22 protein-coding genes are annotated in these 20,543 nt (G+C 70.9%); 14 read left to right on the top strand and 8 right to left on the bottom strand.

Going from position 1 to position 20,543, the window contains the following annotated elements; all coding sequences use genetic code 11:
- The first annotated feature begins 28 nt into the window (after nucleotides 1-28).
- Entirely contained in the window at nucleotides 29-1,570 is a 1,542-nt protein-coding gene (locus C8K30_RS25225) for a peptide MFS transporter (RefSeq protein WP_108495650.1), read from the top strand.
- A 1-nt stretch (nucleotide 1,571) separates the two neighbouring features.
- On the opposite strand, the gene C8K30_RS25220 is transcribed toward C8K30_RS25225, so the two are convergent.
- The 3 genes from C8K30_RS25220 to C8K30_RS25210 form a co-directional block, all read right to left on the bottom strand.
- Nucleotides 1,572-2,042, bottom strand: a complete 471-nt coding sequence (locus C8K30_RS25220; protein ID WP_146197594.1) for a hypothetical protein — start codon at nucleotides 2,040-2,042, stop codon at nucleotides 1,572-1,574.
- Between the two features lie 363 nt (nucleotides 2,043-2,405).
- Nucleotides 2,406-3,608, bottom strand: coding sequence for an MFS transporter (locus C8K30_RS25215; protein WP_108495648.1), 1,203 nt, complete (start codon nucleotides 3,606-3,608; stop codon nucleotides 2,406-2,408).
- A gap of 123 nt (nucleotides 3,609-3,731) precedes the next feature.
- On the bottom strand, nucleotides 3,732-4,358 hold the full coding sequence (locus C8K30_RS25210; RefSeq protein WP_108495647.1) for a hypothetical protein: 627 nt from the start codon (nucleotides 4,356-4,358) through the stop codon (nucleotides 3,732-3,734).
- 148 nt (nucleotides 4,359-4,506) lie between these two features.
- Here C8K30_RS25210 and C8K30_RS25205 point away from each other — a divergent pair, with 148 nt between their 5' ends.
- Nucleotides 4,507-5,175: a response regulator transcription factor gene (locus C8K30_RS25205; RefSeq protein WP_233257437.1), complete on the top strand. Its 669-nt coding sequence runs from the start codon at nucleotides 4,507-4,509 to the stop codon at nucleotides 5,173-5,175.
- The gene (locus C8K30_RS25200) at nucleotides 5,172-6,452 is read left to right on the top strand and encodes a HAMP domain-containing sensor histidine kinase (protein WP_108495645.1); all 1,281 of its coding nucleotides are present in this window, start codon (nucleotides 5,172-5,174) and stop codon (nucleotides 6,450-6,452) included. The genes C8K30_RS25205 and C8K30_RS25200 overlap by 4 nt, the downstream gene beginning before the upstream one ends.
- Here C8K30_RS25200 and C8K30_RS25195 read toward each other — a convergent pair.
- Nucleotides 6,415-6,942, bottom strand: coding sequence for an SgcJ/EcaC family oxidoreductase (locus C8K30_RS25195; RefSeq protein WP_108495644.1), 528 nt, complete (start codon nucleotides 6,940-6,942; stop codon nucleotides 6,415-6,417). The two genes, C8K30_RS25200 and C8K30_RS25195, sit on opposite strands and share 38 nt — an antisense overlap.
- A 293-nt stretch (nucleotides 6,943-7,235) precedes the next feature.
- Between C8K30_RS25195 and C8K30_RS25190 the strand changes: the two genes are divergently transcribed.
- The 8 genes from C8K30_RS25190 (at nucleotide 7,236) to C8K30_RS25155 (ending at nucleotide 15,194) form a co-directional block, all read left to right on the top strand.
- The gene (locus C8K30_RS25190) at nucleotides 7,236-8,156 is read left to right on the top strand and encodes an amidohydrolase (RefSeq protein WP_233257436.1); all 921 of its coding nucleotides are present in this window, start codon (nucleotides 7,236-7,238) and stop codon (nucleotides 8,154-8,156) included.
- Nucleotides 8,153-9,016: an SDR family NAD(P)-dependent oxidoreductase gene (locus C8K30_RS25185; protein WP_108495642.1), complete on the top strand. Its 864-nt coding sequence runs from the start codon at nucleotides 8,153-8,155 to the stop codon at nucleotides 9,014-9,016. Before C8K30_RS25190 ends, C8K30_RS25185 begins: the two co-directional genes overlap by 4 nt.
- A gap of 25 nt (nucleotides 9,017-9,041) precedes the next feature.
- A complete protein-coding gene (locus tag C8K30_RS25180; protein WP_108495641.1) occupies nucleotides 9,042-10,133 on the top strand; it encodes an aldo/keto reductase in 1,092 nt (363 codons plus the stop codon).
- Entirely contained in the window at nucleotides 10,133-10,981 is an 849-nt protein-coding gene (locus C8K30_RS25175) for a fumarylacetoacetate hydrolase family protein (protein WP_108495640.1), read from the top strand. The genes C8K30_RS25180 and C8K30_RS25175 overlap by 1 nt, the downstream gene beginning before the upstream one ends.
- A gap of 36 nt (nucleotides 10,982-11,017) precedes the next feature.
- Nucleotides 11,018-11,473, top strand: coding sequence for an RbsD/FucU domain-containing protein (locus C8K30_RS25170; protein ID WP_108495639.1), 456 nt, complete (start codon nucleotides 11,018-11,020; stop codon nucleotides 11,471-11,473).
- 119 nt (nucleotides 11,474-11,592) lie between these two features.
- Nucleotides 11,593-13,128 carry a sugar ABC transporter ATP-binding protein gene (locus tag C8K30_RS25165; RefSeq protein ID WP_108495638.1) on the top strand — a complete coding sequence of 512 codons (1,536 nt, stop codon included), beginning with the start codon at nucleotides 11,593-11,595 and terminating at the stop codon, nucleotides 13,126-13,128.
- A complete protein-coding gene (locus C8K30_RS25160; protein ID WP_199230693.1) occupies nucleotides 13,125-14,123 on the top strand; it encodes an ABC transporter permease in 999 nt (332 codons plus the stop codon). Before C8K30_RS25165 ends, C8K30_RS25160 begins: the two co-directional genes overlap by 4 nt.
- 72 nt (nucleotides 14,124-14,195) lie before the next feature.
- A complete protein-coding gene (locus tag C8K30_RS25155; protein WP_108495637.1) occupies nucleotides 14,196-15,194 on the top strand; it encodes an ABC transporter substrate-binding protein in 999 nt (332 codons plus the stop codon).
- Nucleotides 15,195-15,279: 85 nt separating this feature from the next.
- Here the strand turns inward: C8K30_RS25155 and C8K30_RS25150 are convergent, their stop codons facing one another.
- From C8K30_RS25150 to C8K30_RS25135, 4 genes are all read right to left on the bottom strand, one after another.
- Nucleotides 15,280-15,984 carry a FadR/GntR family transcriptional regulator gene (locus tag C8K30_RS25150; protein WP_108495636.1) on the bottom strand — a complete coding sequence of 235 codons (705 nt, stop codon included), beginning with the start codon at nucleotides 15,982-15,984 and terminating at the stop codon, nucleotides 15,280-15,282.
- Nucleotides 15,971-17,326, bottom strand: coding sequence for an enolase C-terminal domain-like protein (locus tag C8K30_RS25145; RefSeq protein ID WP_108495635.1), 1,356 nt, complete (start codon nucleotides 17,324-17,326; stop codon nucleotides 15,971-15,973). The genes C8K30_RS25150 and C8K30_RS25145 overlap by 14 nt, the downstream gene beginning before the upstream one ends.
- A gap of 99 nt (nucleotides 17,327-17,425) precedes the next feature.
- On the bottom strand, nucleotides 17,426-17,755 hold the full coding sequence (locus C8K30_RS25140) for a PH domain-containing protein (protein WP_108495634.1): 330 nt from the start codon (nucleotides 17,753-17,755) through the stop codon (nucleotides 17,426-17,428).
- 37 nt (nucleotides 17,756-17,792) lie between these two features.
- On the bottom strand, nucleotides 17,793-18,506 hold the full coding sequence (locus C8K30_RS25135; RefSeq protein WP_146197593.1) for a hypothetical protein: 714 nt from the start codon (nucleotides 18,504-18,506) through the stop codon (nucleotides 17,793-17,795).
- A 204-nt stretch (nucleotides 18,507-18,710) separates the two neighbouring features.
- Here C8K30_RS25135 and C8K30_RS25130 point away from each other — a divergent pair, with 204 nt between their 5' ends.
- From C8K30_RS25130 to C8K30_RS25120, 3 genes are all read left to right on the top strand, one after another.
- On the top strand, nucleotides 18,711-18,941 hold the full coding sequence (locus C8K30_RS25130; RefSeq protein WP_108495632.1) for a CopG family transcriptional regulator: 231 nt from the start codon (nucleotides 18,711-18,713) through the stop codon (nucleotides 18,939-18,941).
- A gap of 234 nt (nucleotides 18,942-19,175) precedes the next feature.
- On the top strand, nucleotides 19,176-20,009 hold the full coding sequence (locus C8K30_RS25125; RefSeq protein ID WP_108495631.1) for an SGNH/GDSL hydrolase family protein: 834 nt from the start codon (nucleotides 19,176-19,178) through the stop codon (nucleotides 20,007-20,009).
- 99 nt (nucleotides 20,010-20,108) lie between these two features.
- Complete coding sequence (locus C8K30_RS25120) at nucleotides 20,109-20,540, top strand: hypothetical protein (RefSeq protein ID WP_108495630.1); 432 nt, start codon at nucleotides 20,109-20,111, stop codon at nucleotides 20,538-20,540.
- Nucleotides 20,541-20,543 lie beyond the last annotated feature (3 nt).

Raw genomic sequence — 20,543 nt, 5'->3', positions numbered from 1 at the left:
TCGCACGCACCGCGCCGACGATCGAGAGATGAGCACAGGCACGACACCGCCCCCGGAACCACTACCGGACTCGTCCCCTGCAGCTGCACTGGCGGGCGACCGCCGGTTCTTCGGGCATCCGCTCGGCCTGATGACCCTGTTCACGACGGAGCTGTGGGAGCGCTTCAGCTACTACGGCATGCGGGCCATCCTGGTCTACTACCTGACCGACACCATCGCCAACGGCGGCCTCGGCCTCGACCAGACGCTGGGCGAGGCCGTCGTCTCGATCTACGGCACCGGCGTCTACCTGCTGTCCGTGGTCGGGGGGTGGCTCGCGGACCGGGTGATTGGCGCGCGGCGCTCAACGCTCTACGGCGGCATCATCATCGCCGCGGGGCACGTGTTCCTCGCGATCCCCGCGGCCGGGTTCTCCTACCTGGGGATCGTGCTCGTCGCGCTCGGCACGGGCCTGCTCAAGCCGAACGTGTCCTCCATGGTGGGCGCCCTGTACGACCGGGAGGACCCCAGGCGCGAGGCCGCGTTCTCGATCTTCTACATGGGGATCAACATCGGCTCGCTCTTCGCACCGATCATCGTCGGCGCCGTCCGCGCCGCATGGGGCTACCACGCCGGGTTCTCCGTGGCCGCGGTCGGCATGGGTGCCGCACTCGTGTTCTTCGTGCTGGGCCGTAAGTACCTGCACGGCGCGGGCGACAACGTGCCCAACCCGATCCTGCCCGGCGAGCGGCCGGCGATCACGCGGATGTTCGCCATCATCCTCGGCGCCGTCGTGCTGGTGTACCTCGTGGCCCGGCTCGTGTCGGGCGAGTGGGGCGTGCACGCACTCATCGACACCCTCAGCTACATCGCGTTCCTCGCGCCGGTCGCGTTCTTCATCGCCATGTACCGCTCACCCCGTGTGACGGACGCCGAACGCCCCCGCCTGGTCGCCTACATCCCGCTGTTCGTGGCGGCCATGCTCTTCTTCATGATCTTCGAGCAGGCGGCGACCACGCTCGCCACCTTCGCCGCCGACAGCACCTCCCGCGAGGTGCTCGGGTTCACGGTCAGCCCGGAGTTCTTCCAGTCCGTGAACCCGGCCTCGATCATCATCCTCGCCCCGGTGTTCGCCTGGCTGTGGGTCAGGACCAAGGACCGCCCGCCCACGCCGTACAAGTTCGCGATCGGCCTGGCGCTCGCGGCCCTCTCGTTCCTGGTGCTGTCCGCGGCGTCGGCCATCGCGGGCGACGACCTCACGCCGGGCTGGGTGCTGGTGCTCGTGTACGTGATCCAGACGCTCGGTGAGCTGTGCCTCTCGCCGGTGGGCCTGGCCGCCACCACCCTGCTCGCGCCGCGTGCCTACCAGGGACAGGCGATGGCCCTGTGGTTCCTCGCGCCCGCGGCCGGACAGGCGATCACTGCGCAGCTCGTCCAGGCCACCGCCGACGTGTCGGACACCGTGTACTTCGGCGGCATCGGCGTCGTCGCGCTCGCCTTCGCCGCGATCCTGGCGCTGCTCGGCCCGTGGGTCACCCGCCAGGTGCGCAGGGCCGACCAGCTGGAGGGCGTGCACACCGCGGGGGAGTGACTCATGCCCAGATGGCCTGCGCCAAGGAGGCGGCCACCGCACCGAACGCGCCCAGAGCGACTAGCGCCAGAACCGCGCATCCGGACCCTGAGCCAGCTCCCGCGAAAGCTCCAGGACCAGTTGTGGAGTTTGTCCTGGTATTCAGCAGGCGCTCGTCCAGCTCATTCATATGGTCCTGGAGGAAGAAGACGCCCGCCTGATCGACGGACTGTCCCTGCGGGACCGGAAAGACGGCCCAGGCCAACTTTGGCGGGCACGCGACCAACAGCTCTTGGCCCCTCCATCCCGCCGTTGGCAGCAGCGCTGCGGCAAGCGCCTTGGTGGAGTGCTCGGGGTACCCGTCCAGGAATCTCTGGAGGTCGGCTCGTGCCGCCTCCTTTGTCTCGAAGGGTGTCTGCTCGCTGTAGATCTTGAGGCTGCCCGGCCCCTCCTCGCCCGCAGCAATCTCGCCCCAGGTCCACTTCACTGGCATGTCGGTCCCCCCGCCTTGAGCCTTATGTCCGGTCTGAGCCTAGTGTCAGCGACCTGAGGTGGGCGGGCAGCCGCGCGCCGGCGTCCGACGATGGGGACTGTGACGGCGAAGGTCGGCGCTCCGCACCGCCGAGCACGTCGAACCGCAGGTTAGCCGTCCAGGTCGTCGGTGGCCCGGGCCGAGCCGCAAGTTGTGAGTTACTTCGGATGCCGAGCCGAACGTTGCTGGTCCAAAGCGGTGCTGATTGACTCGGTAGCTGCGGTTGGACGACGACGGTGACGATCAAGTTGCGGTTCGGCGCCCGTGGCGGGGCGGGTGGACGGCGAACTCGCGACTCGGGACGTCGGCCTACCCGGCGTCGTCCTACCCGCCCAGGCGGTTGCGGTCGGCCTTCCCGGTCCAGTAGCCGACCCAGATCGCGCCGGCCAGCGCCAGCAGCCCGATCAGTACCGGCGCGGCGGCCAGCGGCGCGACGGCGGCCACCGCGGAGACCAGCAGCGGCCCGCCGGTGTTGCCGATGTCCCCGCACAGCCGCCAGCCGCCGAGGAACTGCGAGCGGCCCTCCTCGGGCGCCGCATCGGCGCCGAGGGTCATCACGATCCCCGCGCCGAGCCCGTTGCCGAGCGCGATGAGTGCCATCACCGCGCCGACGGTGAGCGCGGAGTCCGCCAGCGGGAGCAGCAGGCAGCCGACGCCGACGGCGAGGACCACCGGCACCGCCACCACCTGGCGGCCGCGGGTGTCCAGCAACCAGCCGCCGGGAACGGTGAGCAGGATGTCGATGGTCGCCGCGACCGCGAAGAGCAGGGAGACGACCGCGGCGGAGATGTGGACGTGGTCGGCCCACAGCGGCAGCAGGCCGGTGCGCACCGACCGGGAGGCGCCGATGATGATGACGGCCACCCCGAGGGTGAGCAGCGTGCGCCGGTGCTCCCACAGCACCGTGCGCACCGGCAGCGGGGTGATGCCACGCCGCACCCGGCCGAAGTCCGGCATCCGGGTCACGATCAGCGCGGAGGCCAACGACGCGCACGCCGCGAGCACGAAGACCGAGCGGATCCCGATCAGGTGGATCAGCAGCGCCCCCAGCAGCGGGCCGATCAGGATCCCCAGGCGCATCGACCCGCCGAGCAGCGCCATCGCCCGCGCCCGGTGGCTGATCGGCACCGCGTCGATCAGGAATCCCTGCCGGGCCAGCAGGAACGCCGTCCAGCTCATCCCGCTGACGAAGACGCAGACGCACAGCAGCCAGACCGAGGGCACCAGGAAGGCGAGCACCATCGCCACGGCGTCGACCAGCCCGGCGATCATGAGGGTGCGGCGCTCGCCGAGCCGCGCCACGAGCGCACCCGAGGGCAGCGAGTTGGCGAGCTGCCCGATCCCCAGGAGCGCGACCACCAGCGCCGCCAGGGCTGTACCCGCGCCCAGGTTCCCGGCGTGGATCGCCAGGACGGGCATCACCGCGCCGTGGCCGACCGAGCTGACGACGGACGGCAGGTAGGCGACGACGGCGATGTCACGGAATCGGAACGGCGGTTCGGCTGCCGCGTCGCCCGTTCCCGTCACATCGTCATACTGTCAGATAGTTAGCCGCGGCAACGACTATGTGTCGCAGAGCGAGATGCGCCGGCTCCTGGTCGACGCCGGGACGGCGCTCGGAGACACCTTCCTTCTTTGCTCTGGCCGGCGTCAGACCATCTCGGGGAGGTGGAGGTGCGCGAACGCGATCTCCATCTCCTCCACCTTGTCGATCCTTGCGCCGAGCTCGCGGACAATGCCGGTGCGGATCCTGGCAGTGGCGTCACGGCTTGCCTCGACCGCTTCGCGGCTGTCGAAAGCGGCAGTGCCGACGACCCGGCCCGTCTCACGGTCGACCATCAGGCTGGCGCTGCAGAATCCGTCGAACTCCTGGACCTGCGGCAGGACGACCATCCGGTACGTGTCGATGGCGTTGTCGATCACGCTCTGGTCGCCGCTCAGCCAGGTGAGGCGGGCGAATGCGCCGTCGGGCGTTGCGTGGTCGCGGTGGACGACGGCAAGCTCCCACTGGTGGACGTACCTGCCGGAGGTGCTGCCAAGGGCCCGCTCGGAGCGGTCGCGCAGCGGTCGGACGGCGACGGCGCTCGCCCGCATCGCGTCCTCGGACGACCACGCCGTCGTGGTGAGGCAACGGCCGGTCGGCCGGTCGACCAGCATCGACATCCCGACGCAGCCGTCCATCGCGGAGACCGCCGGGAAGATCTCCTCACGAACGAGCCTCAGCCCGTCGTCGATGCTGGTGGGATCTCCTTGGACCTCGGTGGTGCGGATGTACATGACGGACTCCCTGTGCTCCGGGCGGCGTCCGTACGGCGCTGCCGTCCCTACCCACACTCCGCCGCCGCTTGACCCAGGTCAAGCGGAACGGCGTCCGGCCAGGAGACGGCGACCGCGGGAATCCTTGCGGGCCCCCTACTCTTCTCGCGTGCGAGTGCTGCTGGTGGACGACGACGAGCCGATCGCTATGTCGTTGAAGCGGGGGCTGGTCCGGTACGGGTACGAGGTCGAGTGGGTGGCAAGCGGCGCCGAGGCGCTGCGGGCAGGCCCCGTCGACGTCGTGCTGCTGGACCTGGGGCTGCCGGACACCGACGGGCTGGACGTGTGCCGGTCGTTGCGGGCGCGGAGCGACGTACCGATCATCGTGATCAGCGCGCGCAGCGACGAGGTCGACCGGGTGGCGGGCCTGGAGCTCGGGGCCGACGACTACGTCTCCAAGCCGTTCGGGGTGCGTGAGGTGATCGCCCGGATCAGGGCGGTGATGCGGCGCGTGCACCCTGAGCAGGGCTCGGCCGACGCCGGGCGCTACGGCAGGGTCACCGTCGACCGGAGGGCGGCGCGGGTGTTCCTCGACGGGGTCGAGGTGCCGCTGGCCCGGAAGGAGTACGAGCTCCTCTCCTTCCTGACCGAGCAGCCGGGCGCCCTCATGACCCGGGAACGGATCATGGCGGCGGTCTGGGACGCGAACTGGTTCGGTCCCACGAAGACGCTCGACGTGCACGTCTCCGCGCTGCGGCGGAAGTTCACGGGCGCGCTGACCATCGAGTCGGTGCGGGGCGTCGGCTTCCGTCTGGTCGTCGACGGGCCCGCGTCATGACCCGACGGCTGATCGTCAGCTATGTGGTCCTGGTCGCGCTGGCGCTCCTGGCCTTCAAGGTGCCGGTCTCGGTCACGGTCGGCGCGCACCTGCGCGAGGACACCGAGGCGACCGTCCAACGAGATGCCACGACGATGGCGCTGTTGCTGGCGGACGGGGACGAGGCTGCTCTCGGCTCCCTGGCCGAGACGATGCGGGCGTACGAGCTCGAGACACCTGCCAGCGTGGATGTGCTCCCGTCGTGGAGCGGGGATGCCACGGCCGACTGGAGCGACGCCGAGCTGGTCGTGACCGTCCCGGGCTCGCCGAACGGCGCAGTGCGGATCAGCTACCCGGCCGGCGCGCTGCACGAACGGGTCTGGGAGGTCTGGCGGCTGCGGGCCCTGCTCGCCGCCGGCATCCTCGCGGTTGCGGCGGTACTCGGAACGTTGGCGGTGCGCCGGCTGACCAGGCCGCTGGGCGACCTGCGGACGATGGCCGGCCGGCTCGGCGACGGCGACCTGGCGGCCCGCTGCGCCGTCACCGGCCCGCCGGAGACGCAGACCCTGGCCCGAGCGCTGAACTCCGGTGCCGAGCGCCTGGAGACCCTGATCGCGGCCCAGCGAGTGTTCGTCGCCGACGCCTCCCACCAGCTGCGGACGCCGCTGACGGCGCTCCGGCTGTCGCTGGACAACATTGCCGACGGCGTTGCTGACGCGGCGGTCCGGGAGGACGTCGAGCGGGCGACCCGGGAGGTGGTCCGGATGAGCGGTCTGGTCAACGGCCTTCTCGTGCTCGCCCGCGCCGAGGCCAGGACCGGCGGCACGGAGCCCGTGCGTCTGGCGGACGAGATCGAGCAGCGGATCGCTCTCTGGCACCTTGCGGGTGACGAACGCGATGTCCGCTTCCGGCGGACCGGAGCATGGAGCGCCGAGCCGGTGGTCCTGGCTGGCCCCGGGCAGGTCGAGCAGGTCCTCGACAACGTGCTCTCGAACGCGCTTGCCGTCTCGCCCGACGGAGCAACCGTCACGGTCGACGTGCAGGTCGGCCGCGACGCCGTCGTGCTCGAGGTGCGTGACGAGGGGCCGGGCATGACCGCTGAGGAGAAGGCACGAGCGTTCGACCGTTTCTGGCGCGGGTCGGGCCGCACCGGGCAGGCCGGCTCGGGACTCGGCCTGGCGATCGTCAGGCAGCTCGTCACCGACGCCGGTGGGGCCGTCGTGCTCGATGACGCCCCCACCGGCGGCCTGACCGTGCGGATCAGCTGGCGGCCGGCAGCAGCGAGGAGTGGTGGTTGATGATCAGCCACTCGCCGCCCCGCTTCTCGTACACGAAGGTGTAGCGGGCGTCCGCGTAGGTCTTCGTGCCGTCCGCGGCCGTGAAGGTGAAGGTGTACAGGCCGGTGTCGATCGCCGTGTTCTTGTCGAGCACGTCGATGACGGAGAGCGTCCGCTCGCCGCTGGGGTTCTTTGCGAGGAAGTCCTCGAAGTAGTCCACGATCCCGGCGCGGTCCGTCCGGACCTCGGGCGAGAGCGTGGGCAGCAGCACCGCGTCCGGGGCGTAGATGTCGGCCAGAGCCTCCGGGTCACCGGCCTCGACCAGGGTGTTCCAGCGGTCGAAGAGCGCACTGATCTCGGCCTCTGTCGGCAGGGCACCGTGGGCCGCCACCTGCACGTGGCGAGCGGTCCCGACATCTGCCGGTGCGGACGCCGCCGTGGCCACGGCCGGTGCGCCAAACGCGACGGCGGCTACGGCGGCTCCCGCGACGATGACCGAAAGCTTCTTCATGGACGTCTCCCTGGTCTGACGAATTGATCCGGGGCCTGATGAACGACCCGGAGCCATCACCCTCGCAACCAGCGGGTTAGCGGACTGCCAGCACCGGTCAAGCCGACGGACAAGGATGCGGGAGCTCATGGCAGGGGCGGTCGTGACCCGGATCCACACGGCACGTCACTCCGTCCGGGGCCGAGCCGTCCTGCACCGAGGATGACCACAATGGTGCGGTCGGTGTCGTCGTCGACAGCCGATGTGTTATACATCTGATGTTTCTGTGCGAACGTCCCCGGAGGGGAGCAACGGTGCTGCACGACGTCGTGGACGCGCACCATCATCTGTGGGTGCGCTTGCGCACGCCCCAGGACTGGATCGACCCCGTCACCATGGCCGCCATCGACGCCGACTTCACACCCGCCGACCTGCCGGCGGCCGCGCACGGGGTGACCGCGACCGTGGTCGTCCAGTCCGCGAGCCTGTGGTCCGAGAGCCGCGAGCTCCTGGCGATCACCGCGTCCGACGGCGGGCGCGCGGCCGGGATCGCGGGCGTCGTCGCCTGGGCGGACATCCTCGACCCCGACGTGGCCGACGGCGTCGCCGCGCTGCGGTCCGGACCCGGTGGCGGCGCGCTGGTCGGCATCCGCACGCAGGTGCAGGCCGAGCCCGATCCCGCGTACCTGGACCGGGACGACGTGCGCCGCGGCATCGCGGCGGCCTGCTCGGCCGGCCCCGACGGCTCGCGCGACACGACAGGCCCCGACGGCCTCGTGTTCGACCTGGTGGTGCGCGCGGACCAGCTCCCGGCGTGCGCGCGGCTCGCCGCGGCGCTGCCCGAGGTCACCTTCGTCCTGGACCACCTGGGCAAGCCCCGCCTCGACGCCTCCGCGGGCGCCGCAACGGATCTCGCCGCCTGGAGGCGGGATCTCGCCGATCTCGCCGCCCGGCCGAACGTGACGGCCAAGCTGTCCGGGCTCGTCACCGAGGCCCGCTGGGACGCCTGGCGGGCGGGCGACCTGCGGCCCGCCGTCGACCATGCGCTCGAGGTGTTCGGGCCGGAGCGGCTCATGTTCGGCTCCGACTGGCCCGTCTGCCTGCTCGCGAGCGACTACGGCGGGTGGCTGGCGACGCTCGGCGACCTGCTCGCCGGGCTGAGCCCGGACGAGGCCGCCGCCGTGTGGGCCGGGACCGCACGGCGGACATACAACCTGGAAGAGGACCACGGATGACATCCGAGACCGCAGCAACTAACGCAGCAACGAACGCAGCAGCGACCACACCGGCGAACGCAGCGACAAACACAGCAGCGAACACGGCGGGCGCCACGGCGGCAGCCGAGCTCGCCGGCGTCCGAGCGATAGTCACCGGCGGTGCGTCGGGCATCGGCGCCGCCATCGTGCGCGCCATGCTCGCGCGCGGCGCGCAGGTGACGTCCATCGACCGCGTGGCCGAGGGCGTCCCGCTGGGTGCCGGGGCCCAGGTGGCCGACGTGACCGACGACGCCGCCGTGCGCGCCGCCGTCGCCGCCGCGGCGCAGGCGATGGGCGGCATCGACGTCGTCGCCAACAACGCCGGGATCGGCGCGCAGGGCACCGTCGCCGACAACGACGACGCGGAGTGGCTGCGGGTCCTGGACGTGAACGTGCTCGGGATCGTCCGCGTGACCCGCGCCGCGCTGCCGTACCTGCGCGAGTCCCCGCACGCCGCCGTCGTGAACACCTGCTCGATCGCCGCGTGGACCGGCCTGCCGAACCGGGCGCTGTACTCGGCGTCCAAGGGCGCTGTCCAGGCGCTCACGCTCGCGATGGCCACCGACCACGTGCGCGAGGGCATCCGGGTCAACTGCGTCAACCCGGGGACGGCGGACACCCCGTGGGTGACTCGGCTGCTCGACGCCGCCGACGACCCCGCCGCCGAGCGGGCGGCGCTGGAGGCCCGCCAGCCCTCGGGCCGGCTCGTGAGCGCCGACGAGGTCGCGCACGCCGTCTGCTACCTCGCGAGCCCGCTCGCCGCGGCGACGACCGGCGCGATGCTCGCCGTGGACGGCGGCTCGCACGCGCTGCGCACCCGCGCCCCCGAGCAGGCCTGACGCCGGACCGAGGGGACACCACAGCATGGAGACGACGGCGGTGCGCGGCACCGGGGTCCGGCTGACCTCGCTCGGCCTCGGCGCCGCGCCCGCGGGCAACCTGTACCGGGCGACGACCGACGAGGAGGCGCACGCGACGTTCGAGGCCGCCTGGGACGCCGGGGTCCGGTACTTCGACACGGCTCCGCACTACGGCCTCGGGCTCTCCGAGCGGCGGCTCGGCGCCTTCCTGCGCACGCGGCCGCGTGACGAGGTAGTGGTGTCCACGAAGGTCGGACGTCTGCTCGTCCCGTCGCCGGAGACCGCGCACCGCACCGACCCGGACCTGTTCGAGGTGCCGGCCGCCGCGCGCCGGGTGTGGGACTTCTCCCGCGACGGCGTGCTGCGGTCGCTCGAGTCCAGCCTGGAGCGCACGGGCCTGGACCGGGTCGACGTCGTGTACCTGCACGACCCTGACGGCCACTGGGAGCAGGCGGCGCACGAGGCGCTGCCCGCGCTCGTCGACCTGCGGGACCAGGGCGTGATCGGCGCGGTCGGCGCCGGGATGAACCAGTCGGCGATGCTCACCCGGTTCGTGCGCGAGACCGACGTCGACGTCGTCATGTGCGCCGGGCGGTTCACGCTCCTGGAGCAGACCGCGCTGGCCGACCTGCTGCCCGCGGCGGCGGAGCGGGGCGTGGCCGTCGTGGCCGCGGCCGTCTACAACTCGGGCATCCTCGCGTACGACGCCCCGCCGCCGGACGCGACGTACGACTACGCGCCGGCCGCCGCGGAGCTGCTCGACCGCGCCCGCCGGATCGCCGCCGTGTGCGCCGACCACGGCGTGACGCTCCCGCAGGCGGCGCTCGCATACGTGCGCACGCACCCCGCGGTCGCGAGCGCCGTCGTCGGGCTCGGGACGCCCGAGCAGGCGCGGCAGGCCGCGGACCGCGCCGCGGCGCGGGTGCCCGCCGCCCTGTGGCGCGCGCTGGCCGACGCCGGCCTGCTCGCCGAGGCGGCGGTGCCCGCACCGGCCGGACCCGATAGCCCGTCCCACCAGCACGACCCCGAAAGCCCGCACCGCCCCGAGAACCCGCACCACCCCGAGAACCCGCACCACCCCGAGAGAAGGTACTGATGCGTCTGCTCCGCCTCGGCCAGGCCGGCCAGGAGATCCCCGCGGTCGAGGACGGCGGCGTCGTCCGCGACCTGCGGCCGCTCACCGCCGACATCGACGGCGCCTTCCTGGCGTCCGACGGGATCGCGCGCGCCCGGTCCGCGCTCGCCGCGGGGGAGCTGCCCGTGCTCGACGGCGCTGCGGCGCTGCGCCACGGGGCGCCGGTCGCCAGGCCGGCCGCGGTGATCTGCATCGGGCAGAACTACGCGGCGCACGCTGCGGAGTCGGGCGCCGAGCCGCCGTCGTCCCCGATCGTCTTCCTCAAGCACCCCAACACCGTGGTGGGGCCGGACGACGCCGTCGCCATCCCGCCCGGCGCGGACACCGTCGACTGGGAGGTCGAGCTCGGTGTGGTCATCGGCAGGCGGGCCTGGCGCCTGCCGTCGCCGGCCGCGGCGCGCGAGCACGTCGCCGGCTACACGATCGTCGACGACCTCAGCGAGCGCACCTGGCAGATCCAGGAGTCGGGCGGGCAGTGGTCCAAGGGCAAGTGCGGTCCCGGGTTCGCGCCGACCGGCCCGTACCTGGTGCCCGCCGCCGACGTCGACCCGTCCGGCCTGCGCCTGCGGTCCTGGGTGAACGGGGACCCGCGGCAGGACTCGGTGACCTCCGACATGATCTTCGGCGTCGACCACCTGGTGCACCACCTGTCGCAGTACATGGCGCTCGAGCCGGGCGACCTGATCTGCACGGGGACCCCGGAGGGCGTGGCGCTCTCGGGGCGCTTCCCCTACCTGCGCGACGGCGACGTCGTCGAGCTGGAGATCGAGGGGCTCGGCCGCCAGCGGCACGCGTTCGTGGCCGAGTGACAATCGAGAGCACGGTAGAGAGCTGAGGAGCCACCCATGCTGAGCTACGAGCTGCTGCACCCGGACCTCCTGCGAGCGCTGGCCGCCGCCGGCCACGGTTCGCGGATCCTGCTGGCGGACGCCAACTACCCGCACTCGACGGGTGCGCGCCCCGAGGCGGCCCGCGTGCACCTGAACCTGCGGCCGGGGCTGGTGACGGTGGAGCAGGTGCTCGAGGTCCTGCTCGACGCCGTGCCGCTGGAGAGTGCGGCGGTCATGGTCCCGGGCGGGGTCGCGGGCGACGTCGTCGCGGCGGACGAGGAGATCCCGGTGCACGCGGTCTACCGGGCCGCCCTGGGGGACGGCGTGGCCTGGGAGGCGATGGACCGGTTCGCCTTCTACGCGGCGGCCCGCGCCGACGACGTCGCGCTGGTCGTCGCCACCGGTGAGCAGCGGGTGTACGCCAACCTGCTGCTGACGATCGGGGTGCGGCAGGCCGTGGGAGTCATCTGATCTATCATCGCCGGACGGCGGCCGGGCGGCACTGTTCGGTGACGATGTGGCCCTAGATCTTGAGATGCATCCGATGTCTGCGGTATGAATGCGACTACACGGAGGCAAGGGAGCATCACGTGTCGGAGAGCCCAGCCCTACTGAGCGCCACGGGGGTCAGCAAGTCCTTCCCCGGCGTGCTCGCGCTCGACGACGTCCACCTCGACCTGCGGCACGGTGAGGTGCTGGCGCTCGTCGGCGAGAACGGGGCGGGCAAGTCGACCTTCATGAACCTGTTCTCCGGCGTCCTCCAGCCGGACGCGGGGACGATGGAGCTCGAGGGGGTGCCGATGAGCCCCGCCGGCCCCCGACAGGCGAACGAGCTCGGCATCAGCGTGATCCACCAGGAGTTCCACCTGATGCCCGACCTGACGGTCGCGCAGAACATCTTCATCGGCCGCGAGCCCCGGCGGGCCGCCCTCATCCGGGACGACGTGCTCGAACGCCGGGCGGCCGTCCTCTTCGACCGGCTCGGGATCCCGCTGGACCCGCGGCAGCCGGTGTCGCACCTGAGCGTGGCCGGCCAGCAGATGGTCGAGATCGCCAAGGCGCTCTCGTTCGACGCGCGGGTGCTCATCATGGACGAGCCGACGGCGGCGCTGACGGAGACCGAGGTCGCCACGCTGTTCCGGATCGTCCGCGACTTCGTCTCCCCGCGCACCGGCGTCATCTACGTCTCGCACCGCATGGACGAGGTCAAGGAGATCTCCGACCGGATCACCGTCCTGCGGGACGGCCGCTACGTGGACACACTGCCCACCGCGCAGACCGCCACCCGGGAGGTCATCGCGGCGATGGTGGGCCGGCAGCTCGAGACCGACGTGCGGCCCGAACCCGTCGCGCCCGACGCCGCGGAGCGCGACGTCGTGCTCTCCGTACGCGGGCTGAGCACCCGGAAGCTCCTCAAGGACGTGTCCTTCGACCTGCACCGTGGCGAGATCCTCGGCTTCGCGGGCCTCATGGGCGCCGGGCGCACGGAGGTGGCTCGGGCCATCATCGGGGCGGACAGGTCGACCGGCGTCGTCGAGGTGAACGGGCGGCCCGTCTCGGTGCGCAACCCCGCCGATGCGGTGCGGCACGGCATCGGCTACCTCTCGGAGGACCGCAAGCGCTACGGCCTGCTCCTGGACCAGGACGTGGTGCGCAACGTCATGCTGTCCTCGCTGCCCGGCATGACCCGTGCGGGCTTCGTCCGCGACACCGACGGGCACCGGGTGGCCACCGAGATGGTGGACCGGCTGGCGATCAGAACGCCGTCGGTCACCCAGACGACCAAGAACCTCTCGGGCGGCAACCAGCAGAAAGTGGTCCTCGCCAAGTGGCTCGTGCGCGACTGCGACGTGCTGATCGTCGACGAGCCGACGCGCGGGATCGACGTCGGTGCGAAGGACGAGATCTACGGCCTGCTCACGAGCCTGGCCGCGCAGGGCAAGTCGATCATCGTGATCTCGTCCGAGCTGCCCGAGGTGCTGCGGCTGGCCGACCGGATAGTCGTCATGTGCGAGGGCCGGGTCACCGGGACCCTCGCCAATGCCGACGCCACCCAGCACGACATCATGGAGCTCGCGACGCGGTTCGGTGCCGACCACCTCATTACGACCGGAGACGCAGAATGACGACGACGAAGCGGACCGCCAAAGGGACGAACCCGAAGCGCCCCACACGGTTCGGCAACCGGCAGCAGCTGCAGCAGCTCCTCGCCTTCGCGGGGCTGGTGGTCATCTTCGGGTTCTTCTCGCTCGCCAGCCCGTACTTCCTCGACTGGGCCAACGTGAAGGGCATCCTGCTCGCCACCGCGGTCACCGGGATCATGGCGCTGGGCGCGACGTTCGTCATCGCGACGGGCGGCATCGACCTGTCGGTGGGCACCGGCATGACCCTGTGCTCGGTGATGACCGGCGTCTTCCTCGCGAACCTGGGCCTGCCGCTCGTCGTCGGCGTGCTGGGCGGCCTTGCCGTCGGCGCCCTGATCGGCCTCCTGAACGGCCTGAACGTCTCGTACCTGCGGCTGCCACCGTTCATCGCGACGCTCGCGATGATGATGGTGGCGCAGGGGCTCTCGCTCGTGATCTCCGGGACCAAGCCCATCTACTTCAGCGACGTCGCCGGGTTCGACCAGCTCGCCGCCGGGGAGCTGATCCCCGGGCTGCCCAACGCCGTGCTGATCTTCTTCGTCGCCGCCGCGATCGCGGCCGTCGTGCTGAGCAAGACGCTCACCGGCCGCTACGCGCTCTCGATCGGCTCCAACGAGGAGGCGACGGCGATCTCCGGCGTCGACGTGCGGCGGTGGAAGGTGGTCATCTACGTCGTCGCCGGGCTGTTCACCGGCCTGGCCGGCGTCGTCATGGCCTCCCGGCTCAACTCGGCGCAGCCCGGCCTCGGGCTCGGGTACGAGCTGGAGGCCATCGCCGCCGTCGTCATCGGGGGCACCTCCCTGCGGGGCGGCAAGGCGACGATCCTCGGCACCGTGATCGGCGCGCTGATCATGGCGACGCTCACCAACGGCCTGCGGATCATGTCGATCCCGCAGGAGTGGCAGAAGGTCGCCGTCGGCATCGTGATCGTGCTCGCCGTCTACGCCGACATCCTGCGCCGCGGCAAGGACGCCTGACCCGACCACGCCTGACCCGACGACACCTGAACTGACCAGGCCTGACCCGACCATCGAAGGAGCTGGACCGGTATGAACGTCAACAGCACCAAGCGCAGGCGGTTCGCCGCGGTAGCGGCGGCCACAACATCCGTCGTCGCGATGCTCGCGCTCGCGGCGTGCGGCTCGGGCGGCTCGGGCGGCGGCGAGACAGGGGCAGGGGACAAGCCCTACGTCGCCCTGGTCTCCAAGGGCTTCCAGCACCAGTTCTGGCAGGCCGTCAAGCAGGGGGCCGACGACGCCGCGGCCGAGCTCGACGTCGAGGTCACGTTCGAGGGGCCCGAGACGGAGACCGAGGTCGAGAAGCAGCTCACCATGCTCCAGACGGCCCTGGACAAGAACCCGGACGCCATCGGCTACGCGGCCCTCGACTCCGAGGCGTCCATCCCGATGATGACCGACGCCGAGTCGCGCGGGATCCCCGTCATCGCCTTCGACTCCGGCGTCGACTCGGAGGTGCCGGTGACCACCGTGTCCACCGACAACCTGGCCGCGTCGGCCGAGGCGGCCAAGCACATGGCCGAGCTCGTCGGCAGCGGCAAGATCGCGATCGTCGGGCACGACCAGACGTCGCAGACCGGGCAGCAGCGGGTCGAGGGGTTCACCCAGTACATCCTGGAGAACGCGCCGGACATCGAGATCGTTGACACGCAGTACGCCGCGGGCGACCAGCTCAAGTCCGCCGACGCCGCGAAGGCGATCCTGCAGGCCCACCCCGACCTCAAGGGCATCTACGGCACCAACGAGGGCTCCGCCATCGGCGTGGTCAAGGCGGTGCAGGAGACCGGCAAGTCGGGCAAGCTCACGGTGATCGGCTTCGACTCCGGCAAGGCGCAGACCGACGCGATCCGCGACGGGCTCATGGCCGGGGCGATCACCCAGGACCCGATCAAGATGGGCTACGAGACCGTCAAGGCGGCAGTGGCGGCCATCAACGGCGAGGAGCTCGAGCCGGTCATCGACTCGGGCTTCTACTGGTACGACAAGACCAACATCGACGACGAGGACATCGCCGCGGTCCTCTACGAGTAGGCCTCTTGGTTGTGGGCGCGATCGTTGCGCCTAAGACGGACGCGTAGTCGCAACGATCGCGCCCACAACCAAGGCCTGCCGGGGGTTATGCGTCTTCGTCCAGGATCTCCGGGCGGGGGAGTGAGTCCTCGACGCCCAGGAGGTGGCTCGCCATCCGGATCCGGGCCGCCTCGGGGTCGTGCGCGGCGAGCGCGCGCCAGATGGCCTCGTGCTCGCCGTGCGTGCGCTGCTCGATGCCCTCGGTGTGCAGGACACGCCACAGGCGCGCCCGGACGGTGCGGCCGGCGAACGACTCGATGAGGGCCTCCAGCACCGGGTTGCCGGTGTGCGCCGCGATGACGCGGTGGAACGCGATGTCGATCTCGATGAACCTGTCGTGGTCCACGGGCGTGCCGTGCAGGACCTTGGTGACCTCGTCCAGGATGGTCCGCGCCTCGGCCACGGCGGCATCGGGCATCCGGCTGGCGGCGAGCCCGGCGGCCTCGGTCTCGAGCACGCGGCGCACGCTGTGGAACGCGGGCATGGCGCCGTCGTCCTGCAGGTCCAGGACCAGGGCCATGGGGGAGAGCAGCCGGGCCGGATCGAGGCTGGTGACGTAGGTGCCGTCACCCTGGCGGGTATGGACGACGCCGAGGATCGACAGGGCACGCACCCCCTCCCGCAGCGAGCCGCGGGAGACCTGGAGCGTGTCGGCCAGATCCTTCTCGACCGGCAGGCGGTCACCGGGCCGGAGCTGTCCGTCGAGGATCATCCTGCGGATGCCGTCGACGACCTCGTCAGTGCGGGACATGGACCGCAGTATCGCTCACCCAGTACGTCCCGTGCGGAAACCTGAACCGGTCGATGGACTCCTCGTACATCTGCGTGGAGTACCCCGGCCGGGACGGCAGCACGTACGCGGTGCCCGCGCCCCGGTCCGCGACGACGCACGGGTCGGTGAAGTGCTCGTGCAGGTGGTCCACGTACTCGGTCACGCGGCCCGTGAGGTCGCCGCCGATCGCCACGTAGTCGAGCACCGAGACGTGCTGCACCATCTCGCACAGGCCGACGCCGCCCGCGTGCGGGCACACCGGCACGCCGAACTTCGCCGCGAGCAGCAGGACGGCGACTATCTCGTTGATGCTCGCGAGCCGCCCGGTGTCGAGCTGGCAGTAGTCGATCGCCTCGGCCTGGAAGAGCTGTTTGAACATCACCCGGTTGTGGCAGTGCTCGCCCGTCGCCACCCCGACCGGTGCGACGGCGCGGCGGATGGCCGCGTGTCCCAGGATGTCGTCGGGCGACGTGGGCTCCTCGATCCACAGCGGGTCGAACCGGGCCAGCACGCCCATCCACTCGATCGCCTGCGGCACGTCCCAGACCTGGTTGGCGTCGATCATCAGCGCGCGGTCGGGGCCCAGCACCTCCCGCGCGATCGTCAGCCGGCGGACGTCCTCGGTCAGATTCGCCCCGACCTTGAGCTTCACGTGGTGGTACCCGGCGTCGACGGCCTCCTGGCACAGCCGCCGCAGCTTGTCGTCGCTGTAGCCGAGCCACCCGGCCGACGTCGTGTAGACCGGGTAGCCGGTCCGTTCCAGGTGGGCCAGCCGCTCGTGCTTGGTCGCCGCGCGGGCCCGCAGGATCTCCAGCGCCTCGTCGCGCGTCAGCGCGTCGGAGAGGTAGCGCAGGTCGGCGACGTCGACCAGCTCCTCCGGGGTCATGTCGACCAGCACGCGCCACAGCGGCTTGCCCGCGCGGCGCGCGACCAGGTCCCAGGCCGCGTTGAGCACCGCGGCCAGCGACAGGTGCACCACACCCTTCTCGGGCCCGAGCCAGCGCAGCTGGCTGTCGGCGGTCAGGTCGCGGTAGACGGCGCCCATGTCGGCGGCGAGCTCGTCCAAGTCCCGGCCGACGAGCATCGCCGCCTGCTGGCGTGCCGCCTCGGCGACTATGTCGTTGCCCCGGCCGATCGTGAACGTCAGCCCGTACCCGCCGAGGGCTGCGCCGTCGGGGTCGGCCGGGTCGGCGGCGTCCGTCTCGAGGACGACGTAGGCCGCCGAGTAGTCGGCGTCCTTGTTCATCGCGTCGGAGCCGTCGGCCGTGGCCGACGTCGGGAACCGGACGTCCTCGACACGGACACCTGTGATCGTGGGCATGCCCGCTCCTCTGCAAACATCCGATGAACTGCCAGCAATCTACGGACGAGTGGGGGGAGTGGTCAAGGTGTGGGCCGTTGGCGCGGGGGAATGGTTCGATCAATGCGGGTCGAGGGCGAGGCACCGCCGGCCGCGACCGCGGTCAGCCGCCCGCTGCTCCCACAGGCTCGTCAGCGCGGACACCTCGTCCTCGAACGACGACTCCAGGTTTTCCGAGTCCAGGTGCGGCAGGCGGAACTGTTCGCCGGCGGCGTCGCGGACGAAGACCCGCTGACCGGTCTTGGCGCTGCCCCTGATCTCGATGGCCTGGATGTCGCGCCAGGCGGTCTGCCGGGTCCTGGACAGGGTCCGCGTCTCGATGTGGTCGGGCGTCGTGATCGTCGCGATCCGCTTGGTCGAGAAATAGCCGAAGACTAACGACGCAACCACGGCGAGGCTCAGCGACTCCGAACGGGACCCCTCCCGATCAGGGCGTCTTGGCCTTGCCTTGATAGAAGATGCGGAGCTCAGCTGCGACGATGTCGTCGTTCAGGGCTTGTGCGATCTGCGTCGTGCCGTAGTCCATCACGATGGCGGGGCACGACTCCTGGGCACTTGCGCTGCCTTGCAGCGTGAGCTCGGTGATGTGCCGTCCGGTGCGCGCTTCCCTGACGACCAAGGTGTGTTCCGCCTCGACGACATCCATGGTTCCTGAGCTACCCGGTTCGTCGTACTCACAGGTTCCGATCACGTCGCCGGTTGCTACAGCGTCGTCGCAGACAACGAGCTGTATCTCGTCGTGCCGGGGATCATTGGGTTCGGCCTGGGCGTCTCCACCACCGACGGGATCCCACCGGTCCGGCAGCAGGATCGATGGCAGCTCCAGACTGTAGGCACTCGACATCGGCACGACGACGGTCATCGGATGCGGACCGTCGCCCTTGTACGGCGCACTTTCGAAGTTGTAGACCGCCTCACCCTCGCAAACCTCGGTGGACACGCTGCTGATCTGTTCGTCGGACGGGATCGGTGACGGGGACGGTGACGCTGACGGGGAGGAAGCCCCTGGGGTGACCGTGGCCATCGCTGCTGGTCCCCGCTGGACCGCGGACTGATCAGCAAAGAGAGCGGCCGCGGTGATTGCGAGCAGTGCGGCCACGACAGATGCGGCCGCGAGCAGTGAAAGACGACGAGTCAGCATGATTGCTCCAAAGCGTCTCGGAAGCAGCGGGATCACTCCGGCCACACGGATCAGATCACCTACAAGCTGGGACCCCTCCCGAGGTTGCTGGCTGCTCCACGCTCGCAGGATCGAGTACCGCTGGTTGGAGGCCTACCGGCGGCGGTGACTGTCCCCGAAGTTCTGTGGCACACAATTCCTACTTCAAGTAGGTAGGAATGGAGCATGTCCGCTGCTGCCGGCTTTAAGAAGCATTCGGTCACCATGCTCGTGACCACCTCCGAGGATGTTCGCGCCAGGGCTGGATCGTGCGGCTTTTCTGCCTACGTTGCTCGAGCGGTTGCACGACAGCTCGAACGGGACGCTCTCGACGACGTGCTCCAGAGCACGGAGACCAAGCACGGTGCGGTCGACGAGGACGAGGTCGCAGCGATCATGGCCAGGCTCGCGCGGTGATCATCGGCCCGTGCTCGATCCTGCTGGACTCCAAGGCGCTCTCCGCCCTGGCCGACGACGGGAGCAGCGTGAAGGTCGAGAGGATCGGCAAGAGTTAGGCGATCCGCTGGTTCGCGGAGGCGGGATGCGGAACGTTTAGGTCCTGCCGCCCGGTCTTCCGAGGGCTGTGCGCGCGGGATACCTTCGTTCGGAGAGCCCATCGACCTGCCGGTCCCACTCTCAGAGGACGTGGACATGCGAAGAGATCGAACGCGAAGAGTCCTTGTGCTGGTCGGCCTGGCCGTCGGTGCGCTCGCGGCCGCCGCGCTGCCGGTGGTCCCGGTCGGACCCGCGTTCGCCGAGGAGGGCCGCCAGATCGGCGGCGGCGTCGGCCGCACTGGCTCCAGCTCTGGCTCCGACGTCGGCTGGGACGCCGACATCGCCGCCGGTCGGACCACGCCGTCGGCCGATCCTGTCTCGATCATGCCGATGGGTGACTCGATCACCGGCAGCCCCGGCTGCTGGCGCGGGAACCTGTGGCAGCTGCTGGTTGACACCGGGCGCGACGTCGACTTCGTCGGGTCGCAGTCCCAGGGCTGTCTCCCGACCGGATCGGACCCGGACAACGAGGGCCACGGGGGCTACCAGGTCACCAGCTCGGTCGCGAACGGCGACACCCGGCGGTGGCTGGAGCTGAACACGCCTGAGGTGCTGCTGGTGCACTTCGGCACCAACGACGTCTGGTCGAACGTCCCGCCGGCGCAGATCCTCGACGCGTACACCTCGATCGTGACGGACCTGCGCGGCCTCAACCCGGACGCGATCATCCTGGTCGCGCAGATCATCCCGCTGGAGCCGGACGAGTCCTTCAGCTGTCCTGACTGCGGGCAGCGTGCGATCGACCTCAACTCCCAGATCCCGGCGTGGGCGGCCGGCCTGTCCACCGAGCGGTCGCCGATCGTCGTGGTCGACCAGTGGACCGGGTTCGACCCGGCGACCGACGCCTATGACGGTGTCCACCCGAACGACAGCGGCAACGTCAAGATCGCCGCGAACTGGTTCGCCGCCCTCGACCGGATACTCACGTAGCCGCGCCGCGGGCCGCGCCCCGGCCCCGAGGGCTCGGTGTGGGCCAGGTCACATTTGGACCCTGTCATCGGGCGTGCGCCGGTGGACACTGACCGCTTTGTGACTCTCCACCAAGCGAACAGTCCCTTCCGCTCCAACACCGACGCGCCCCGCCGTCGAGGCCGCGCACCCCGGGGTATCGCTGCACGCGGTGTCGCCGCTGCCGGCAGCGACCTCGTCGTCGTGCTCCTGGCGACCGCGTGCACCGCGGCCGACGCGGCTGTCTCCGGGGACCAGGAACCGTCGGCCGTGCCGTCGGCTGCCGCGGAGCCCTCGCCCGCGCCCTCGGCTCCGGATGAGGCGACGACCGAGCCCTCCGCCGAGCCGTCGCCGGTACCCAGTGCTCCTGGGGAGCCGTCGGCCGCGCCGTCGCCGGTTCCTTCCGTTCCCGGGGAGCCGTCGACCGCGCCCTCGGTCGGTAACGAGCCCAAGCCCGTGCCCTCGGTCGGCAAGGAGCCGAAGCCCGTGCCCACCGTCGACAAGAACTCCTAGCGA

The sequence above is a fragment of the Promicromonospora sp. AC04 genome, assembly GCF_003058225.1.
Lineage (GTDB): Bacteria > Actinomycetota > Actinomycetes > Actinomycetales > Cellulomonadaceae > Promicromonospora.
This window is presented reverse-complemented; position numbering and strand designations above follow the sequence as displayed.